This is a genomic window from Emcibacter sp. SYSU 3D8 (assembly GCF_039655875.1).
Classification (GTDB): domain Bacteria; phylum Pseudomonadota; class Alphaproteobacteria; order SMXS01; family SMXS01; genus RI-34.
In genome coordinates this window covers 384,438-404,275 of sequence record NZ_JBBYXK010000002.1, presented here as the reverse complement: position 1 = coordinate 404,275, position 19,838 = coordinate 384,438, and the positions used below count along the sequence as shown (strand labels likewise).

Sequence of the window (19,838 nt, the reverse complement as noted above, 5' to 3'; positions counted from 1 at the left end):
CATGACCGGACCCGTTCCGCGCCCCGGCGTGCTCGCCATCGAGCCGTATCAGGGCGGCAAGTCCAAGGACACCAGCTTCATCGGCAAGTTGTCGTCGAACGAAGCCGCGCTGGGCCCCAGCCCCAGGGCGCTTGAAGCCTATGCGCAGGCCGCCGCGCTGGTGCACCGCTATCCCGACGGCGGCGCGCAACTGCTGCGCGAGGCCATCGCCCGCCACCACGCGGTGGAGCTCGACCGCGTCGTCTGCGGCTTCGGCTCGGACGACATCCTGCAATTGCTCGCCCGCGGCTATGCCGGCCCGGGCGACGAGGTGCTCTACAGCGAACACGGCTTCCTGATCTATCCGATCGCCGCCCATGCGGTGGGCGCGACGCCCGTGGCGTCGAAGGACGACGGCTACACCGTCTCGGTCGACAACATGCTGAACTGTGTCGGCGAGCGGACGCGGCTGGTCTATCTGGCCAATCCCAACAATCCGACGGGCACCTATATCGGCCGCGACGAGCTGGAGCGGCTGCATGCCGGCCTGCCCGAGCACGTGGTGCTGGTGATCGATTCCGCCTATGCCGAGTTCGTCGACGACCCGGACTACGATTCCGGACAGGAGCTGGCCTCGTGGGCGCCCAATGTGGTGATGACCCGCACCTTCTCTAAGATCTACGGCCTCGCCGCGCTGCGCGTGGGCTGGGCGTATGGTGCGCCGGGGATCATCGACGTGCTGAACCGGCTGCGCGGCCCGTTCAACGTGGCCGCGCCGGCCCAGGCGGCTGCCGTCGCCGCCCTCGACGACCGCGAATTCTTCGACAAGGCCCGCGCCCACAATACGCGCTGGCGCGACTGGCTGTTCCAGCGTCTCGGCGGTCTTGGCCTGTCGGTGGTGCCCAGCGCGGGCAACTTCCTGCTGATCGACTTCGGCGCGCCTGAGCGCGCCCAGGCGGCCGACGCCTATCTGCGCGACAGGGGCTGGTATCTGCGCCGCATGGAGTCCTACGGCTTTCCCGGCCATCTGCGCCTGACCGTGGGGACCGAGGCCGAAAACCGGGGCGTCACCGACGTGCTGGCGGCGTTCATGGAGCCGGCCCGTGGTTGACCGGCCCATTTTCGACCGGCTGGCGCTGATCGGCGTTGGCCTGATCGGCTCGTCCATCGCCCACCGGGCGCGGCGGGACGGGCTGGCCGGTGAAATCGTCGCCACCGCTCGCAGCAAGGCGACCCGCGACATTGTCGCCCGGCTGAAGATCGCCGACAGGGTGTTCGATACCGCCGCCGAAGCGGTCAAGGGCGCCGACCTCATCATCCTGTGCACGCCGCCCGGCGCGTTCGGCGACGTGGCGCGCGAGATCGCGCCTCATCTGGCGCCCGGCGCCACCCTTACCGATGTGGGCTCGGTCAAGCAGGCGGTGGTCGACGATGTCGGCCCGCATGTGCCGCCGGGCGTGCATTTCGTGCCCGGCCATCCGGTGGCGGGCACCGAGAATTCCGGTCCCGAATCCGGCTTTGCCGAGCTGTTCGAGGGCCGCTGGTGCATTCTCACGCCGCCGCAGGGAACCGACGCCGCCGCCACCGACAAGCTGGCGGCGTTCTGGAAGGAAATGGGCAGCAAGGTCGAGGTGATGGACGCCCGTCACCACGACCTGGTGCTGGCCATCACCAGCCACGTGCCGCATCTGATCGCCTACAACATCGTCGGCACCGCCGCCGATCTGGAGGAAGTGACCCAGTCGGAAGTGATCAAGTTCTCGGCCGGCGGCTTCCGCGACTTCACCCGCATCGCCGCCTCGGACCCCACCATGTGGCGCGACATCTTCCTGGGCAACAAGGAAGCCGTGCTGGAGATGCTGGGCAGGTTCACCGAGGACCTGACCGCGCTGCAGCGCGCCATCCGCTGGGGCGACGGCGATGCGCTGTTCAACCTGTTCACCCGCACAAGGGCGATCCGCCGCGAGGTGATCGACGCGGGTCAGGAGACACCGGCGGCCGATTTCGGACGGCCGCACGGGAAGGGGTGAGGCCGGCTTGAAACCGCCTGACGTCGCTAACTGACCGGCGACGCCTCCGCAATGGCCCGCGCCAACTCGTCCTGCGTGAACGGCTTGGCCAGCCTCGGCAGGCCCGCGCCTGTTCCCGGCGGCAGCTCGGCGAACCCCGTCGCCAGAATGATCGGCACCGCCGGCCACCGCGCATTGACCATGGCGGCGAGCTGGGCGCCGGTCATCTGCGGCATGGCGTGGTCGGTCAGCACCAGCTCGATGCGGTATTCCTTCAATATGTCCAGCGCCTCGGCGGCGGAATCGGCCTCGAACACGGTGTGGCCTAGGTCGGCCAGCATGGCGGCGGTGTTGTTCAGCACCAGCGGGTCGTCGTCGACGGCGAGCACCGACAGGTGCCGGCCGTCGGCCAGCGGCTCGGGCGCGGCCGTGGCCCGGTCGGCGGCGGGCGCGCCCTCGGCGGCCACGGGGAACCACAGTTCGGCGGTGGTGCCTTCGCCCATGCGGCTGGTCAGCACCAGCCGGCCGCCGGATTGCTCGGCAAGGCCCTGCACCATGGACAGGCCCAGGCCCGTGCCCTTGCCGACGCCCTTGGTGGTGAAGAACGGGTCGGAGGCACGGGCCAGGGTTTCCGGGTCCATGCCCTCGCCATTGTCGGTCACGGCGATCACCACATAGCGGCCGGGCTTCAACGCGCCGTCCTCGGCCACCGTCTCCTCGCGGCCGGTGATGGCGATGGCGCCGCCCTGGGGCATGGCGTCGCGGGCGTTGACCACCAGGTTGAGCAGCGCCGCCTCGAGCTGGTTGGCGTCGGTCATCGCGGGCGGAAGGCGGTTGGGGAAGGTTGTGTCGATGCTGAAGGCGGGGCCGAGCGAGCGCTGCATCAGGTCGTTCATGTCGGCGACCAGCGCCTGCACGCCGGTGGGCTGCGGGTCCAGGTTCTGGCGGCGGGCGAAGGCCAGCATGCGCCGGGTCAGAGAGGCGCCGCGCTGGGCGCCCTGGACGGCGTTCTCGAGCAACGGCATCAGCGACGAATCGCCCGGCAGGCGCTTGCGCATCAGCTCGAGGCTGCCCAGCACCACCATCAGCAGGTTGTTGAAATCGTGGGCGATGCCGCCGGTAAGCTGGCCGATGGCCTCGAGCTTCTGGGCCTGGAACAGCTGCTCGCGCGCCTCATCCAGCGCCCGCTGGGTCGCCTTGCGCTCGGTGACGTCGCGGGTGATCTTGGCGAAGCCGATCACCCGGTTGGTGGCGTCGCGGATCGGGTCGATCACCACATTGGCCCAGAACCGGGTGCCGTCCTTGCGGACGCGGATCGCCTCCTTTTCGAAACGGCCCTCGCGTTCGGCGGTTTCGAGCGCCCGCTGGGGTTCGCCGGCCTCGCGGTCGTCCTCGGTATAGAATGCCGAGAAATGCCGGCCGATGATCTCCTCGGGGGTGTAGCCCTTGATGCGCTGGGCGCCCGGGTTCCAGTTGCTCACATGGCCGGTGGCGTCGAGCATGTAGATGGCGTAATCGGACACGCCCTGCACCAGCAGGCGGAACTGCTCCTCGCTCAGCCGCAGGCTTTCCTCGGCCAGCTTGCGCTCGGTCAGGTCGCGGGTGATCTTGGCGAAGCCCAGCAGCTCGCCCGATGGCGTGCGGATCGGGTCGATCACCACATTGGCCCAGAACCGGCTGCCGTCCTTGCGCACCCGCCAGCCCTCGCCCTCGAACCGGCCCTCGCGCTCGGCGGTCTCCAGCGCGATGGCGGGGCGATCGGCCAGCCGGTCGGCGTCGGTGTAGAACCGCGAGAAGTGCTGGCCGATGATCTCGTGGGCCTCATAGCCCTTGAAGCGATGGGCGCCGGCGTTCCAGCTCGTCACCACGCCGTCCGGGTCGAGCATGTAGATGGCGTAGTCGGTGATCGCATCGACCAGAAGCCGGTAGCGGTCTTCCTCCGGCGGCGGTGCCGAGACGCTTACGGCGCGTTTCATGACCGTCCCTCTTCAGCCCGCATATGGTCCGATCCCCCGTGCCCAACCCTTGCCAACGCCGGCGGCACAGGTCTGTTCCCGGACCCCGGCGCGAATCCTAGCAGGCGGCGTGGCGCAAGGGGAGTTCTGCTTTCCCGGGGGCGGTGTTTCGCCGCCGCAGGAAAAACGGTTCCGCAACTATTTGCGCCGCCGGGGCGTTACCACCCTGCAATGACCGGTAAGGAGAATGCAAAAATGTCCCGCAATGTAGTGATCGGACTCGCCGTGGCCGTCGTCGTGATTGTCGGCGTCCTGTTCGCCTCGGGGTTCTGGAGCGCCAATGTCACGGATCCGGGCGAGATGCCCGAGGTCAACATTTCCGCCGAGCCGGGCCGCGCGCCCGATGTAGACCTGGATTCCAAGAAGGTCGTCATCGGCACCGAGGAACGGACTGTCGAGGTTCCCAAGGTCGAGACCGAGGAAAAAGAGATCGACGTTCCCGTCATCGGCGTGACCGACGGCGACAAGGACTAGGTCAGGTGCGCCCACGGGCCGCGAGGTCCGTGGGCGTTTCCGTCCCTCCGCACGACGGATTCAGACCATGAGGGCGGCGACAAGCAGCGCCGCCGCTGCCGAACTGGCCACGGTGCGAACCGTGTTCCAGGCCGTCCACACCTTCAGATAACGCGCCCACAACGGCGCTTCCCGATCGGGCGCCGCGCGCGCGAGCGCATTGTTCAGCGGCACGTTGAACACCATCGTCACCCCGAAGCACCCGAACAGGTAGAGCAGGCTGCCGGCCAGCGCGGCCTTGCCCGCCAGTCCGTCCAGCACGGGCAGCGACAGGCCGGCCAACGCCAGGCACACCAGCGCGGTGCCCATGAACGCCAGCATGAACACCGGATTGATCACCGCCACGTTGATCGCCTTCATGGCAGCCGCGCCCTGTTCGGCGGGCAGTCGTCCCAGCGCGCGCATCACGAACGACGAGAACGCATAGAAGATGCCGCCGACGATGCCGCAGCCCATGGCGGCGACAAAGGCGAGGATGACAAAGGCGCGGTCGCCCAGTCCGGCTGCTTCCATGTGAGGTCTCCCTTGAACGGCGTGGCATGCACCGCCAATTCTCGCCAAATGCCCTGCAACTGCAATCGTGGGTAACCGCGCGGGCTTGAGGTATGATGGGATTTGGGGAGACCACATGCCTGGAACCGCCAGAGTCATGCTGCCGCTTGCACTGTCGCGCCGCCTCGACACGGCCGCCAGCGCGCTCCTGCGTTCGGAAAGCCATGCCATCGATTTCGCCCAGCCAGCGGGAGAGCCCGCGCTGGTGGCCGCCGATTCCGTGTCGTGGCGCATTTTCAAGAACCCGATCACGATGTTCATCGGCGGGGTCGCGGCGGTGATCCTGGAACTGGCCGAGCCGTCGGTCCGGTCGGGCGTATGGGAGCATTCCGGCTTCCGGGGCGATCCTGTGCGCCGGCTGCGGCGGACCGGCCTCGCTGCCATGGTCACGGTCTATGGCGCGCGCAGCGTGGCCCAGACCATGATCGCCGGCGTCCGGCGCATGCATGCGCGGGTGCATGGCGAAACCGCCTCGGGCGTCCGTTACCGGGCCGCCGATGCGGACCTGCTGACCTGGGTGCAGGCGACCGCCAGCTTCGGGTTCGCCGAGGCCTGGAGCCGATATGTCCAGCCGCTGTCGAAGGATGAACTCGACCGCTACTACGCCGAGGGTGACGCCGCCGCCCGGCTCTACGGCGCCGTCGACGCGCCCATGTCGGATGCCGAGCGCGCGGCCCTGTTCGATGCCATGCACGGCCGGCTGGAGGCGTCGCCCATTCTGTTCGAGTTTCTCGAGATCATGGGCCGGGCGCCGATCTTCCCGGCGCCGTTCCGGCCGGCCCAGCGGCTGCTGGTGCGCGCCGCCGTCGACATCACGCCACGGCGGGTGCGCGACCTGCTGGGACTGGACCGCGACCAGGGCCTTGTGCCGTGGCAGGCGCCGCTGGTCCGGCGGGCGGCGCAATTCTCCGAACGCATGATGCTGGCGTCGAGCCCGGCGGTGCAGTCGTGCCTGCGCCTTGGCCTGCCGGCTGATTTTCTCTACCGGCGGGGCGCGGCATGACATGGATCACGGACGAGATGCGCGGCATTGTCGGCAAGGTGATGCGCGAGGCCATCTCCCATCCCATCGCGCTGTCGGACATCCGCAAATGGGCGATGGCGGTATACTGGCCCGAACCACCGCCGCGCCAGTACTGGGACGAGGACTATGCCGCCCAGTTCGGCGGCATCGCCGCGCCCGAGGACTTCAATCCGTTCGCCTGGACAGCCGCCATGCCGACGCCCGACGATCCGCCGGTTTCCATGAGCGCCTTTCGCGAATCCGAACTGGGCGTGGCGACGCCCGATTACAAGGCGATCCTGCTGACCGAGATCCGCGCCCGTCACGGCGCGCCGATGCGGCCCGGCGACGTGATCCGCTGCATCTGGAAGATCACCGACTACATGGAGCGCGAAGGCCGCATGGGGCTGATGCTCTACACCACCTTGTCGCAGGAGTTCACCAACCAGCGCGGCGAATGGGTGCGCACCCTCGATTCCGTCTTCGCGAGGTACTGATGACCGATCCCGGCGCCATCGCCGTGGGCGACGAGATCCCGGCGTTCTCCCGCGAGGGCACCGTGCATCACTGGAACCGCTTTGCCGCGGTGAACGATGAATTCGCCGGCCATCACTGGGACGACGACGTGGCGCGGCACGAGGGTTTTCCCGCGCCTTTCGCCATGGCGCCGCTGCTGCATGCCTATCTGCACGCCATGCTGCGCCATTGGGCCGGTCCGTCGGCGCGCATCGCCGCCGTCGCCATCCGTCTGCGCGGCCCGCTCTTCAAGGGCCGCCGCATGACCTCGGGCGGCAGGGTGACCGCCCTCCGCGCCGAGGCAGGCGAGACCATTGCCGATCTCGAGTTGTGGATGGACGACGATACCGGCGCGCGGCTGTCCACGGGCACGGCGACGGTGGCGTTTCCCGTATGAAGCGCCATGCCTCCTGACCGGCCAGGGATTCTGCGCAGGCGCTGAATAATCCGTTTACGCGGCCCCTGAACCGTCGGAGACTGAACGCCGAACCAAACGGGGAAAATTGATGCGCTGGTACTACGGATGGAACGTGCTCGCCGTGGCGATCGTGTTCCAGGCGCTGATGGTCGGCATCGTGTTCTATGGCTTCACCGTCTGGGGAACGCCGTGGATCACCGAGTTCGACACCGGCGCCGAAATGATCATGCGCGCCAATGCCGGCGCCACGCTGGCGACCGGGGCGCTGATGCTCTATGCCGGCCGGCTGATGGACCGCTTTTCCATGCGCTGGATCATCATCGGCGGCACGCTGCTGCTGGCGGCAGGCATGGTGCTCGTCGCCTACGCCACGTCCATGTGGCAGATCATCACGCTGTACACCACGCTGATCGCCTGCGGCTACGCGTTCTCCACCACGCTTGCCGGGCAGGTGCTGGCGGCCAGGTGGTTCCCGAGCCGGGTCGGCTTCGCCGTCGGCATCTCGCTGCTCGGTTCCTCGTTCGGCGGTATCGTCATGCCGCCGCTGCTGGCCTGGCTGCTGAAGAATTACGGCTGGCGCGACGCCAACCTGATGCTGGCGGCGCTGGTGGTGATCCTGGTCGTTCCGCTGGTGTGGTTCATCGTCCGCATGCCCCGCGAGGGTGAGACGCGCGTTGCCGACACGGCGCAGACGGCACAGGGCACGGCGGCGGGCGAGGCGCCCTGGGGGTTCTTCGAGGTGCTGCGCGAGCCGACTTTCTGGATCATCGGGCTCGCTTGCCTGGGTACGACGCTCGCCTCCTATTCCTTCCTCACCAGCATCGGGCCCTATGCGCACGATCTGGGCATCGATCCCCAGCGCATGTCGCTGCTGATTCCGATCCTTGCCGTCGCCGGCATCGTCGGCAGGCTGGCGCTGGGCTGGATGGCGGACAAGGTCGATGCGCGGATTCCCTACTGGATCGCCACCGCGGTCATCTGGGGCACGCTGCTGCTGACCCTGGGCGAGCCAAGCTATCGTCAGCTGATGCTGATCAGCGGCCTGATCGGCCTTGGCGCCGGCGGCCTGCTGCCGGTGTGCTGCGTGATGGTCGGACAGAAGTTCGGCGCCCGCTCGTTCAGCCGGGTGATGGGCATGGCGACGCCGTTCTTCTCGATCTCGGCGGCGGCGGGACCGTGGATTTCCGCCAAGATCCGCGACAGCCTTGGCAGCTATACCGGGACGTTCCATTTCGAGATTGCCGGCCTGCCGCTGTCGGTGACGGCATTCGGGATCTATCTCTGGGTGCTCCCCTTGGCCGCCGCGCTCATGTACTTCCTGCACAAGAGCGCGATGACCAGGACGGCGGCTATCGCGCTGCCGCGCCGGGCCGCCGCCTAGGTCCGCTCGATCCCGTCCCGCTTCAGCTCGTCGGCGCTGGCAAGGCGCGACGCGCTGCCGCGCGGCTGCTCGTACCAGCCCGGATCGGGATTGTCCGTCAGATCGTCGCGGACCTTCAGGATGGTGAACATGCCGCCCATGGTGATCGCATCGTGCGGCCCCTGGATCGGCGCCATGGCGATGGTGTTCTCGGGCATCTCCATGTGCATGCCGTGCTCGCCCATGTCGTCCATGCCGCTGGTGCCCATGACCATGGCATCCGGCACGGCCTTGCCGATGGCGGCCCGAAGCTTTCCGGCATCGGCGCCGATCATGTTGGGCAGGTCGTGCCCCATCTGGTTCATCAGGTGATGGGTCATGTGGCAATGCATCGCCCAGTCGCCGGGATGCTCGGCGGTGAACTCGATCGTGCGGGTGGACCCGGTCGGCACCAGCACGGTGGTCTCCGGCCACTGCCCGGCCCGCGGTATCGGCCCGCCGTCGGTTTCCGTCACCCGGAAATTGTGGCCGCGCAGGTGGATCGGGTGATGATCCATGGCGCTGAGGTTGCCGATGCGGATCCGCACCAGGTCGCCGGTGCGCGCCAGCAAGGGGGGCGTCCCCGGATAGCACAGCCCGTTCATGGTCAGCACGTTGAAGTCGGTCATTTCGTTGGGATCGGGGCGCGTGGTGCCGGGCGTCACCTTCCATGTGCTCAGCATCAGGGCGTAGTCGCGGTCGGCGGGCCGCGCCTCGCGCGGATGCACCACCACCAGCCCCATCAGGCCCATGGCCATCTGGGTCATCTCGTCGTGGTGCGGGTGGTACATGAATGTCCCGTGCTGGCGGAACGTCCATTCATAAAGGAACGTCTCTCCCGGCTTGATGGTCGGCTGGTTCAGCCCGCCGACGCCGTCCATGCCGTTCGGCAGGATGATGCCGTGCCAGTGGATGGTGGTCGGCGCGGGCAGCTTGTTGGTCACATAGACCCGAACCCGGTCGCCCTCGACCGCCTCGATGGTCGGCCCATGCACGCGGCCGTTGTAGCCCCAACATTGCCCGTTCAGGCCCGGCGCGAAAACATGCGCCACCGGTTCGGCAACCAGGTGGAATATCTTCACGCCGCCGACCGTCCGGAACGACAGCGTGTCGCCGCCCGGTGTCGTGACCCTGCCGCGCCGGGATGTCGCCGCCGGCGGCGGCGGGGCGGGCGATGCCGGTGGCATGTGGTGATCGTGCTGGGCCAGCGCGTCGCGCGATACCAGCACGCCGGCGGCCAGTGCCGCGCCCGAAAGCCCCAGTGCCTGTCTGCGATTGATGCCGGACATCAGTGCTCTCCCGCGGTCTGGGCCGCCACGGACACTGCCGTGCCGGCCGAGCCTCCCTGCGCCAGCAGCGCGGCGCGGGTGCTGGCCGACCAATAGGCGGTCAGCGCCACCACGTGCCGGCGCTTGGTCTCGATCGCCGCCGCGCGGGCGTCCAGCAGATCGAAGATGCCGGTCTGCATGGCGTTGTAGCCGAGCATGGCCTGACGCATCGCCTCGCGCCCCGCGGGCAGCGCCTGGTCGCGGCTGGTCGCCGCATCGGCGCGCGCCCGCTCCAGCTGCGCCCGTGCCGCGCGGGCCGCCGACAGGACCCGCACCTGGGCGGCGGCGTGACGGTCCTCGGCCTGCAGCACCTGCGCCCGCGCCCTTGCCGAGCGTGCCCCGCCCAGGTCGAACAGCGGCAGCGGCACGGCGATGCTGGGGCCCGCTTCCCAGGAGCCTTCGTTGCGTTCGGCCACGGCGCCGGCTTCGGCGTCGGTGATGACCCGCCGGGCGAGACCGTTGCGTTCGCCAAGGGCGATCAGATCCTGCCAGGCCGCGGCCACTTCAAGGCTCGCCTCGAGCGCACGGCGCTCCAGGCCGTCCAGCCCGTCCGCCGCCGGCATATCCGGGATGGTGGAGGTCGCCCGCCATCCATCCTCGCGCACGCCCATGAGGATATTGAGCCGCTCGCGCGCGGCGGTCCTGGCGTCCTGTGCCGCAGTGGCGGCGAGCCGCGCCTGCGCCAGCTGGCCGGCCGCCATGGCGCGCTGTCCGGCAGTGATGTTGCCGGCCTCGCGCAGGACATTCGCCGCGTCCGCCCTGGCCTGGGCGATGTCCAGCGCGTCGGCGGACAGGGCCGCGCCGCGTGTCGCCGCCTGCACCTCGACGAAGGCGATCCGTGTCCGTGCCGCCAGCGCCAGCACCTCGCCGGTCACACGCAGCCGTACGGCCTCGGCCTCGGCCTCGGCGGCCCGGCTCCGGGCGGGCAGAAACAGCAGATCGATGAACTCGAACGCGACGCCGAAATCCAGGTTCAGCCCGCCGCCATCGGTGGGCAGCTTCATGGCGGCATCGAGCACCGGGTTGCGCGGGGTGGCCGCCTGCACCGCGTCGGCGGTGGCGACCTGGGCGAAGCTGGCCTGCAGGTCGCGGTTGCCCACCAGCGCGATCCGGGTGGCGCTGTCGGCGGTCAGGGGTTCGGCAAGCAGCGAGGCCGTGAGCGCATCCGCCAGTTGCCGGGCATCGCCGTCGCGCAGCCACGCGACATCATGGCCCGAGCGGGATTTCACCTCTTGCGCCACCGGCGAGAAACCCTGGTCCGGCGGCATCGCCGCGCAGCCTGCGAGCAGGCCGAACAGCGCGAGATGGGATGGGATACGTCCACCATCACGGCATTGATAGTGGATTTGTACTATACCCCCGTAAGGTATGTCAATGCGACGCCGGCGGGGTCCTCGCGGCAGCTTCGCGGGCGCTAGAGAATGTCCAGCACGGCCTCGGGCGGGCGGCCGATGCGCGCCTTGTCGTTCGCCAGCACGATGGGCCGCTCGATCAGCACCGGATTTTCGACCATCGCCTGGATCAGCTGGCCGCGAGTCAGCGCCTCATTGTCCAGCGCCAGCGCCTTGTAGGGCGGTTCCTTCCGGCGCATGGCCTCGCGCGGCTCCATGCCCAGTTTCTGCAGGACCGCGTCCAGCTCGGCGGCCGACGGCGGCGTTTTAAGATATTCGATTATGTCGGGCACGACCCCCTTCTGCTGCAGAAGGGCAAGGGTCTCGCGCGACTTCGTGCAACGCGGATTGTGGTAGATGGTCACGTTCATGCTCGGTCCCCGATTTGTCCGGCTCCCCTGAAACCACGCCGCGCCACCGGGCGCAAGCGATGACGGAGCAGGGCTTCACTTCCAGAGTAATTGACACTCATTCGCATCAGGCTATATACAAATGGCAACTGGAGTGCGAATCGAATGTACGTTTGCATCTGTAACGCCCTGCGTGAAAGCCAGATTCGGGAACTGGCCGTGGAACGCCCGGCCGCATCCGCGGAAGACATCTACGCCGCGCTCGGCGTCGACCCTGATTGCGGCACCTGCCTGTACTACGCCCAGGACGTGATTGATTCCGAACGGGCCAAACTCGCCGCTCCCGTGGAACTTGTCTCCCTCTAGTCCATTGCGCCGCCGCGTAATTTTTTGACCGGCGCGGCGAACGGACCTATTCTGAACGCCAAGCGTTTATCGTCGATATCCGGCGATTAAAGGAGGGTCCCATGAAGGGCGACAAAAAGGTTATCCAGTTCCTCAATCTGGCCCTCAAGAACGAACTGACCGCGATCAACCAGTACTTCCTCCATGCCCGCATGCTGAAGAACTGGGGGCTCAACAAGCTCGGCGACTACGAGTACGGAGAGTCCATCGACGAGATGAAGCACGCGGACAGGCTGATCAACCGCATTCTGTTTCTCGAAGGCCTGCCCAACCTGCAGGATCTGAACCGGTTGCGGATCGGCGAGAATGTGGCCGAACTCCTGAAGGCCGATCTCGATACCGAAGTGGAAGCCTGCCCGGTGCTGCGCGACGCCATCGCCCATTGCGAGACGGTGCGGGACTACATTTCGCGTGAGCTATTCGAGGACATCCTGGAATCGGAAGAAGAGCATATCGACTTCCTCGAGACCCAGATCGAGTTGATCGACAAGGTCGGCATCCAGAACTACCTGCAATCCCAGATGGGCGACGACAGCGGCGAGAGCTGATCGTTGCGGCCATGATGGCGCCCTTATAGCGGCTAGTTCTTGCCCACGGCGTCGGACACAGTCGCGAAGCCGTCGCGCTTCAGCAGCGCCGACAGCTCGCCCTTGATGCGTCTGACAAGGCCGGGTCCCTCATAGACCAGCGCCGAATAGAGCTGGACGACCGATGCGCCGGCGCGGATGCGGTCGTAGACGTCCTGTCCCGACGATATGCCGCCCACACCGATCAGCGGCACCGTGCCGCCGGTCAGGCGGTACATCCGCTGGAGAGTCTCCAGCGCCAGTGCTTTCAGCGGCGCGCCGGACAGTCCACCGGCTTCGCTCCTATGCGGGCTGTGCAGGGATTCGGGGCGGCCGATCGTGGTGTTGGAAATGATCAGGCCGTCAATATCGTGCTCGAGCGCCAGCGCGGCGATGTCCTCCAGTTGGGGCGCGCTCAGGTCCGGCGCCAGCTTCACCAGCAGCGGCGGCTTGCGTACCCGGCTCATATGCTCGCGGGTGGCGATCAGCGCATCCATCAGCGGCTTGAGCGATTCGCGCGTCTGCAGGGCGCGCAGGCCCGGCGTGTTGGGTGACGAGATATTGATGGTGTAATAGTCGCCCAGGCCCGAGAACCGCTGCAACCCGTTGACGTAGTCGCCCACCCAGTCCTCGGAATCCTTGTTGGCGCCGATATTGATCCCGATCTTGCCCATGCGCGAGGCGGCTCGGCGTTCGGACAGGCGGCGCGTCACGATGTCGGCGCCCTCGTTGGCGAAGCCGATCCGGTTGATCACCGCCTCGTCCTCGACCAGCCGGAAGATCCGGGGCGGTGGGTTGCCTGCCTGGGGGCGCGGCGTCACCGTGCCGATCTCGACGAAACCGAAACCCAGGCGCAGCATGGCGTCGGGCACCTGGGCGTTCTTGTCGAAGCCCGCAGCCAGCCCTATCGGATTCGGCAGGCGAATCCCCAGAAACGTGGTCTCCAGGTCGGGTGTTTCGGCGGTGTCGCCGCCAAGCAGCCCGGCCAACGGCGAGTTCAACAGCCGCAAGGTCAGACGATGCGCCTGCTCGGCGTCGATCTTCATCAAGGCAGGGCGGATCAGCCGGTACAAATCACGCATCGTCCAGGCTTTCTGGAAACAGGTGACCTGCGCCGTCCCGCCACGGCAGCGGGTCCACACGCAACGCTGCGGTCACGGGCAACGGCGCATACAGATGCGGGAACAGGGCGCCGCCCCGCGATGGCTCCCATTTCAGGACTTCCCGGGGCAGCCGGTTCGTATCGATCTGCACCAGGACGAGGCCGTGCTGGCCGGCGAAATGCTTCGCGGCGGTGTCGGGTGCCTGCTGCGCGGTTGAGAAGTGAATGAACCCGTCCGCCCTGTCCACGGCCGACCCGGCATAGCTGCCGGCCGCTACGGCCTGCGCCCATTCGGCGCGCGAACAAATCTTGTAAACCAGTCGGTTCATGTCGCGGGCACGCTACCGCAATGGGCTTGAGGTGAACAGGGCGATCGAGCGCGGCGGGGACGCCGTCCCGGCTATTTCCCCGCGATCATCTTCTCAAGCAGGTTCGGTGCGTCGAAGTAGCTGCCGTTGGCCAGCCTGTGATGGGCCCATTGGCGCGGGGCGCCGGGCCCGGTGCCGCTTCGGCCTTCGGCGTCGAACAGGCTGCGGGTCTCGCCGTCATGGTGATAGAGGCGGCGCAGGCGGTCATATTCGACCAGCAGGTAATTGTCCCGGGTCACGCCGTCCCAGACGCCCACATGCACGATGTCGTGGCTGGCGCCGTCGACGGTCAGCACCAGTCGGCTCCCGTCCGGGATTTCGGGAAGCGTCGCCGCGCCGGGCGCCTGAAGGCCGCTCTCGAGCAGCAGCAGATAGCCGCTGCCGTTCATGCGCACGGTGTCGTAGGCCAGCGGCTTGCCGTTGGCGCCCAGCGTGACGCGCCAGATCAGTCCGTCCAGCGGGTTGGCCTTGAACCAGATCAGGTAATTGATCTGCAGGACCGGCGCGCCCTTCCACTTCGCCTGCGAAAATTTCGCATAGGCCACGGCGGCATTGTATTCGCTGTCGATCTTGCCGTCCTTCCAGACCGGAATGACCATGGACTCGTCCGGCTCTCCGCTGACGCGGACCATGGGCGCGAAGCTGCCGAACAGCCGTTCGGCGGCGTCTTCCTTGGGCTCGGGAATCTTCAGTTCCTCGGTGCGCGACTGGTCGACAAGAAGCTTCACCGTATAGGCCGACATCGGTTTGGTGCCCATGGGCTCGAACACCGTCGTGCCCGTTGTCAGGGGCGGCGTCGCCGCGGTCAGCGCGGCAAGCTGCGCGGGCGAACGGACGGCGGCCTTGGCCGGCGCGGCGTCCGATGCGGGCACCAATGCGCGCGGCGGCAGCGCCTTGTGCGCCTCGGGCTTGAGGTGGTCGAATGCCCGGAGACTGTCGGCGCACGCCTTGGTGCTGGTGACCGGATCCCGCTCCAGGTTGCCGTAAAGCTCGCCGCGCTTGGTCGCGGGCAGGTTGCCGATCTCGATGGCGCGTTCGTCCTTGTCGGCCTGCACCAGCTGGTCGATCCATTCGGTGCGCTCGGCCGGCTTCAACGCATTGAAATCGTAGCTCGCCAGAAAGCGGTTGATCCGGAAATAGGGAAAGCCGTCGATGCGCGCATATTCGGCGTCGGCGGTGCCGGCTTCCTCAACGGCCCTGTCGATATTCGCGTATTCGGCGATACATTTCTCGACGGCGGCGTCGCCCACGCGCCATTCGCCCGTGGGAGACAGGGCCATGAGCCCGATGGCGGCGGCGGCAACGAAAACAGCTTTCAGCAATCCCTGCTCCATCGATGAGGGCCTAGACATTCTGGTGCGGATGACCTGGACTTGATCATCAGGCCGCGAGCTTGCCCGCCAGCGCGTCGGCCAGCAAGGCGCGGCTGTTGTCCAGACCGTACAGCGCGAAGAAAGATCCCATGCGCGGGCCCTGGCTCTGGCCCAGCAGAGTCTCGTATAGCGCCTTGAACCAGTCGCGCAGTGGCTCGAAATCATGGGTCTTGCCGACGGCATAAACCTCGTTCTGGATCTCCTCGGCGGTTGCCCCGGCCGGCAGGCGATCCAGCGCCGCCGCCAGGTCGGACAGCGCCGCCCGCTCGCGTTCGTCGGGCTTGCGGAACCGCTTGGCCGGCTTCACGAAGTCGTCGTAATAGGCCACCGCGAAGCGCACCAGGCGATTGAGCAGCGGATGCGTGGCGGGAGTGGCGCCCGGCGCGTATCCGCTGATGAAGCCCCACAGGATGGCCGGGTCTTCCGAATTGCTGGCGCTCACCAGGTTGAGCAGCAGGCCGAACGTGACGGGCACGTCTTCCTTCGGCGGGTTGCCGCCGTGGATGTGCCACACCGGATTGGCCAGCCTTTCCGCGGCAGCCGACTGCCGGTGATAGGCGTCGAGGAAGGTGATGTACTCATCGACCGCCTTCGGGATCACGTCGAAATACAGCCGCTTGGCCTTGCGCGGCGACTGGAACATGTAGAGCGACAGGCTCTCGGTCGGCGCATAGCGCAGCCATTCCTCGATGGTCAGGCCGTTGCCGCGCGACTTGGAAATCTTCTCGCCGTTTTCGTCGAGGAACAGTTCGTAGTTGAAACCCTCGGGCGGCGTTCCGCCCAGCACGGTGCAGATCCGGCTCGACAGCTTCACCGAGTCGATCAGGTCCTTGCCGGCCATCTCGTAATGCACGCCCAGCGCTACCCAGCGCATGGCCCAGTCGGCCTTCCATTGCAGCTTGCAGTGGCCGCCGGTGACCGGAACGGTGACCCGTTCGCCGCTGTCCTCGTAGGTAATGGTCCCGGCGGCTGCGTCGCGGTCGACGACCGGCACCTGCAGCACCTGGCCGGTGCGCGGGCACACCGGCAGGAACGGACTGTAGGTGGCGCGGCGGTCCGGGCCCAGGGTCGGCAGGATGACGTTGATCACGTCATCGTAATTGTGCAGCACCTGCAGCAGCGCCGTGTCGAACCGGCCGGCCTTGTAGCACTCGGTCGAGCTCATGAATTCGTATTCGAAGCCGAACGCGTCGAGGAACGCCCGCAGCCGGGCGTTGTTATGGGCGCCGAAGCTGTCATGGGTGCCGAACGGGTCGGGCACCTGGGTCAGCGGCTTGCCCAGATGCGGGACCATGGCTTCCTTGTTGGGGATGTTGTCCGGCACCTTGCGCAGGCCGTCCATGTCGTCCGAGAAGGCGATCAGCCGGGTCGGGATATCCGAAATGGTCTCGAACGCCCGGCGCACCATGGTGGTGCGCGCGACCTCGCCGAAGGTGCCGATATGCGGCAGGCCCGACGGGCCGTATCCGGTCTCGAAGATCACCGCGTCCGGTGTCACGCCGGTCTTCTCGAACCGGTCGACCAGCTTGCGCGCTTCCTGGAAAGGCCAGGCATTGCTGTTCAGGGCGATTTCTCGAAGCTCGGACATGGGTGTTCCCGGGACTGGAAGTCGGCGGAAGGTAGGGCCAAGGCGATGAAGCGTCAATGTTCCAGCGGTTTCAGGTGGCGTCATGGCCGGCATGCGATCCTGTTTTGTTCGCAGCACGCATGACAGGGCGCCGGGTCTCTCCTTATATTGGGTCCGATGACTGCTTCCGCACCTACTATCGCGCTTCCCGCCATGCCCGCTCTCGCGGTCGGTTTTCGCGCTGCCGCGCTGGTGACCGTCGATGGCGAGGTGGAGACGCTGGGCCTGGGCGAGGCCGCCGTCCGGGCGGCGCGCGGCATGGTGCTGGTGTGCCACGAGCCGGTCGTCAGTGCCCGGCTTGAAACCGAGCCACTGGTTCGGGTACTCGATGTCCTCGACCTCTATGCCTTTGTCCGGCCCGCGACGTTCTGCCTGCCCACACCGGGCGGCCTCGCGGCGGCGCTCGGCCTCGACATGCCGGCATCCGAGCTGGAGGACCAGGCGGCGATCCTTCACCGGGCCGCGGCGCTGCTGCTCGCCCAACTCGCCGATCCGCGCTATCCGGACAGGCCCGAGGCGCAGCGCCTCGCCCGCTCCATGGCGAAGGCGGGCTGGACCTGGGGCGCCAATGTCACGGCGGCGCTTGGTGCGCCGGTATCGGGCGAGGACGCGGGCAGCGGTCTCGATGTGTGGCGCCGTCTCCCGCAATGGGAGGACGAAGCGCCGCGTCCGCCGCCCGATGACTTTCCCGTCGGCCCGGGCGAGGTGCAGGACCGGTTGACGGCGCTGCTGGGCCGGGGCGCCGAAGACCGCACCAGCCAGCGCGACTATGCCGGCGTGGTTACCGCCGCCTTCGAGCCGCGCGAGATCGTCTCGGCGCCCAATGCCGTGATCGCCGAGGCGGGCACCGGTATCGGCAAGACGCTGGGCTACATCGCGCCGTCGAGCCTGTGGGCCGAACGCAATCACGGTCCGGTCTGGCTCAGCACCTACACCAAGAACCTGCAGCGCCAGCTGGACCAGGAGCTGGACCGGCTGTTCCCCGACCGGCGCATGAAGGCGCGCAAGGTTGTGGTCCGCAAGGGCAGGGAGAATTATCTGTGCCTGCTCAATCTGGAGGAGGCCGTTGGCCGTGCCCAGATGATGCCGGAGAATCTGGTGCGCCTTGCGCTGGTGGTGCGCTGGGCGCGCTATAGCCGCGACGGCGACATGGTCGGCGGCGATCTGCCTGCCTGGCTGCTGCAGCGGATCGGAGCGGGCCGCGCCTCGGGCCTCACCGACCGGCGCGGCGAATGCGTCTATTCGGCCTGCACCCATTGGCGCACCTGCTTCATCGAGCATTCGACCCGCAAGGCGAAGGGCGCCGATCTGGTGATCGCCAATCACGCGCTGGTGATGATCCGCGCCGCGCTGTACGGCCCGGAAGAGGACAAGCCGACACGCTACGTGTTCGACGAAGGCCACCACCTGTTCGACGCCGCCGACAGCGCGTTCTCGGCCCATCTTTCGGGCCTTGAGGCGGTCGAGCTGCGGCGCTGGGTGCGTGGCCCGGAAGGGGGCCGGCGGGGCCGGTCGCGCGGCATCGAGGCGCGCATCGGCGATCTGCTGGTTCTGCATCCGGAATCCGAGACGCTGATGCGAGAAGCGATCCGTGCCGCCGCCGCCCTGCCCGGCGAAGGCTGGCTTGGACGCATCGCCAGCGCTGCCGCGCAAGGCGCGGCCGAGGCGTTTTTCGCCGCTGTCCGCACCCATGTCTATGCCCGCGCCCAGCGGCCTGACGATCCCTATACGCTGGAGGCGGCCACCCATACCCTGTCCGACGAACTGCGCGCCGCAGCCGGTGGGCTGGAGCGGGCGCTGGCCGAGCTGACCGTGCCCATGCAGCAGCTTGCCCGCGTCATCGGCAACCGGCTTGCCGATGAATCCGAGGAACTGGACAGTTCCGAACGGACACGGCTCGAGGCGGCGCGGGGCGGTATTACCCGGCGGGTCGACGCCATGATGCTGCCGTGGCGCGCCATGTTGCGCGACCTGGAGAAGGGCACGGCGGAGGGCTTCGTCGACTGGTTCTCGGTCGAGCGCGGCGGCCAGCGCGAATATGACGTGGGCCTGCACCGGCACTGGATCGACCCGACCAAGCCGTTCGCCGACGTGGTGCTGGCGCCGGCCCATGGCGTCGTCGTGACCTCGGCCACGTTGCGCGACGAGACGGGCGGCGAAGGCGACGACCTGGACAGCTGGCGCAATGCCGAACTGCGGACCGGATTCAACCATCTGGTGCTGCCGGCGAAGCGGTCGAGCCATAAGTCGCCGTTCGATTACGGCAGCCAGGCGAAAGTGCTGGTGGTCCGCGACGTCAAGCGCACCGATTCCCAGCAGGTAGCCGGTGCCTACCGGGCGCTGTTCGAGGCGGCCGGCGGCGGCGGACTGGGCCTGTTCACCGCCATCAACCGGCTGCGCGATGTCCATGGCCGCATCGCCGCGCCGCTCGCCCAGCAGGGGATCGGCGTCTATGCCCAGCATGTCGACGCGTTCGACCCCGGCACGCTCGTCGATATCTTTCGCGCCGAGCACAATTCCTGCCTGCTGGGGACCGACGCCATCCGCGACGGCGTCGACGTGCCGGGCGATGCACTGCGCCTGATTGTGTTCGACCGGGTACCATGGCCGCGCCCGTCGATCCTGCACCGGGCCCGGCGCGACGCGTTCGGCGGCAGCCGCTATGACGACATGCTGGTCCGGTTGCGGCTGAAGCAGGCCTTCGGCCGGCTGATCCGCCGTGCCGGAGACCGGGGCGTGTTCGTCATGCTGGACAGCGCCATGCCCAGCCGTCTGCTCGGCGCGTTCCCCGACGACGTCGAGGTGGCGCGGGTCGGCCTCGCCGAGGCGGTGGAGATCAGCGGGGCCTTCCTGCGTTCGGCGGTGCCGGCGGCATAAGTCGTTGAAGGCCGTGTGCCGCGCACCTATGTTGGCGCGCACCGCAA

General features: G+C 67.7%; 19 protein-coding genes. 10 read left to right on the top strand and 9 right to left on the bottom strand.

What is annotated here, in order from left to right:
- Position 1: 1 nt before the first annotated feature.
- Both hisC and WJU21_RS07805 read left to right on the top strand, forming a co-directional pair.
- On the top strand, positions 2-1,090 hold the full coding sequence (gene hisC, locus WJU21_RS07810) for a histidinol-phosphate transaminase (RefSeq protein ID WP_346322845.1): 1,089 nt from the start codon (positions 2-4) through the stop codon (positions 1,088-1,090).
- Complete coding sequence (locus tag WJU21_RS07805; RefSeq protein ID WP_346322844.1) at positions 1,083-2,009, top strand: prephenate/arogenate dehydrogenase family protein; 927 nt, start codon at positions 1,083-1,085, stop codon at positions 2,007-2,009. The genes hisC and WJU21_RS07805 overlap by 8 nt, the downstream gene beginning before the upstream one ends.
- A gap of 26 nt (positions 2,010-2,035) precedes the next feature.
- Here WJU21_RS07805 and WJU21_RS07800 read toward each other — a convergent pair whose 3' ends face one another.
- Complete coding sequence (locus WJU21_RS07800) at positions 2,036-3,964, bottom strand: PAS domain S-box protein (RefSeq protein WP_346322843.1); 1,929 nt, start codon at positions 3,962-3,964, stop codon at positions 2,036-2,038.
- Positions 3,965-4,198: 234 nt separating this feature from the next.
- Between WJU21_RS07800 and WJU21_RS07795 the strand changes: the two genes are divergently transcribed.
- On the top strand, positions 4,199-4,477 hold the full coding sequence (locus WJU21_RS07795; RefSeq protein ID WP_346322842.1) for a hypothetical protein: 279 nt from the start codon (positions 4,199-4,201) through the stop codon (positions 4,475-4,477).
- A gap of 60 nt (positions 4,478-4,537) precedes the next feature.
- Here WJU21_RS07795 and WJU21_RS07790 read toward each other — a convergent pair whose 3' ends face one another.
- Positions 4,538-5,029 (bottom strand): anthrone oxygenase family protein, encoded by a 492-nt coding sequence (locus tag WJU21_RS07790; protein ID WP_346322841.1) that lies wholly within the window; start codon positions 5,027-5,029, stop codon positions 4,538-4,540.
- A gap of 115 nt (positions 5,030-5,144) precedes the next feature.
- Here WJU21_RS07790 and WJU21_RS07785 point away from each other — a divergent pair, with 115 nt between their 5' ends.
- The 4 genes from WJU21_RS07785 (at position 5,145) to WJU21_RS07770 (ending at position 8,386) form a co-directional block, all read left to right on the top strand.
- Positions 5,145-6,071, top strand: a complete 927-nt coding sequence (locus tag WJU21_RS07785; protein WP_346322840.1) for an oxygenase MpaB family protein — start codon at positions 5,145-5,147, stop codon at positions 6,069-6,071.
- Positions 6,068-6,568: a MaoC family dehydratase N-terminal domain-containing protein gene (locus tag WJU21_RS07780; RefSeq protein WP_346322839.1), complete on the top strand. Its 501-nt coding sequence runs from the start codon at positions 6,068-6,070 to the stop codon at positions 6,566-6,568. Before WJU21_RS07785 ends, WJU21_RS07780 begins: the two co-directional genes overlap by 4 nt.
- Entirely contained in the window at positions 6,568-6,984 is a 417-nt protein-coding gene (locus WJU21_RS07775; RefSeq protein WP_346322838.1) for a hypothetical protein, read from the top strand. The genes WJU21_RS07780 and WJU21_RS07775 overlap by 1 nt, the downstream gene beginning before the upstream one ends.
- 109 nt (positions 6,985-7,093) lie before the next feature.
- A complete protein-coding gene (locus WJU21_RS07770; protein WP_346322837.1) occupies positions 7,094-8,386 on the top strand; it encodes an MFS transporter in 1,293 nt (430 codons plus the stop codon).
- On the opposite strand, the gene WJU21_RS07765 is transcribed toward WJU21_RS07770, so the two are convergent.
- The 3 genes from WJU21_RS07765 to arsC all read right to left on the bottom strand — a co-directional run bounded on the left by WJU21_RS07765 (position 8,383) and on the right by arsC (position 11,494).
- On the bottom strand, positions 8,383-9,693 hold the full coding sequence (locus WJU21_RS07765; RefSeq protein WP_346322836.1) for a copper oxidase: 1,311 nt from the start codon (positions 9,691-9,693) through the stop codon (positions 8,383-8,385). The two genes, WJU21_RS07770 and WJU21_RS07765, sit on opposite strands and share 4 nt — an antisense overlap.
- A complete protein-coding gene (locus tag WJU21_RS07760) occupies positions 9,693-11,000 on the bottom strand; it encodes a TolC family protein (RefSeq protein WP_346322835.1) in 1,308 nt (435 codons plus the stop codon). Before WJU21_RS07760 ends, WJU21_RS07765 begins: the two co-directional genes overlap by 1 nt.
- Positions 11,001-11,146: 146 nt before the next feature.
- Positions 11,147-11,494, bottom strand: a complete 348-nt coding sequence (gene arsC, locus WJU21_RS07755; RefSeq protein WP_346322834.1) for an arsenate reductase (glutaredoxin) — start codon at positions 11,492-11,494, stop codon at positions 11,147-11,149.
- A gap of 144 nt (positions 11,495-11,638) precedes the next feature.
- On the opposite strand from arsC, the gene WJU21_RS07750 reads away from it, so the two are divergent.
- Both WJU21_RS07750 and bfr read left to right on the top strand, forming a co-directional pair.
- The gene (locus WJU21_RS07750; protein ID WP_346322833.1) at positions 11,639-11,839 is read left to right on the top strand and encodes a (2Fe-2S)-binding protein; all 201 of its coding nucleotides are present in this window, start codon (positions 11,639-11,641) and stop codon (positions 11,837-11,839) included.
- A 101-nt stretch (positions 11,840-11,940) separates the two neighbouring features.
- Positions 11,941-12,426: a bacterioferritin gene (gene bfr / locus WJU21_RS07745; protein WP_346322832.1), complete on the top strand. Its 486-nt coding sequence runs from the start codon at positions 11,941-11,943 to the stop codon at positions 12,424-12,426.
- A gap of 32 nt (positions 12,427-12,458) precedes the next feature.
- Here bfr and WJU21_RS07740 read toward each other — a convergent pair whose 3' ends face one another.
- The 4 genes from WJU21_RS07740 to WJU21_RS07725 form a co-directional block, all read right to left on the bottom strand.
- Positions 12,459-13,526: a quinone-dependent dihydroorotate dehydrogenase gene (locus WJU21_RS07740; RefSeq protein ID WP_346322831.1), complete on the bottom strand. Its 1,068-nt coding sequence runs from the start codon at positions 13,524-13,526 to the stop codon at positions 12,459-12,461.
- Positions 13,519-13,875, bottom strand: a complete 357-nt coding sequence (locus WJU21_RS07735) for a DUF952 domain-containing protein (protein ID WP_346322830.1) — start codon at positions 13,873-13,875, stop codon at positions 13,519-13,521. The genes WJU21_RS07740 and WJU21_RS07735 overlap by 8 nt, the downstream gene beginning before the upstream one ends.
- A gap of 71 nt (positions 13,876-13,946) precedes the next feature.
- Positions 13,947-15,236 carry a hypothetical protein gene (locus WJU21_RS07730; protein WP_346322829.1) on the bottom strand — a complete coding sequence of 430 codons (1,290 nt, stop codon included), beginning with the start codon at positions 15,234-15,236 and terminating at the stop codon, positions 13,947-13,949.
- Positions 15,237-15,294: 58 nt separating this feature from the next.
- Complete coding sequence (locus tag WJU21_RS07725) at positions 15,295-16,875, bottom strand: lysine--tRNA ligase (RefSeq protein WP_346322828.1); 1,581 nt, start codon at positions 16,873-16,875, stop codon at positions 15,295-15,297.
- Between the two features lie 192 nt (positions 16,876-17,067).
- Between WJU21_RS07725 and WJU21_RS07720 the strand changes: the two genes are divergently transcribed.
- Complete coding sequence (locus WJU21_RS07720) at positions 17,068-19,791, top strand: ATP-dependent DNA helicase (protein ID WP_346322827.1); 2,724 nt, start codon at positions 17,068-17,070, stop codon at positions 19,789-19,791.
- Positions 19,792-19,838 lie beyond the last annotated feature (47 nt).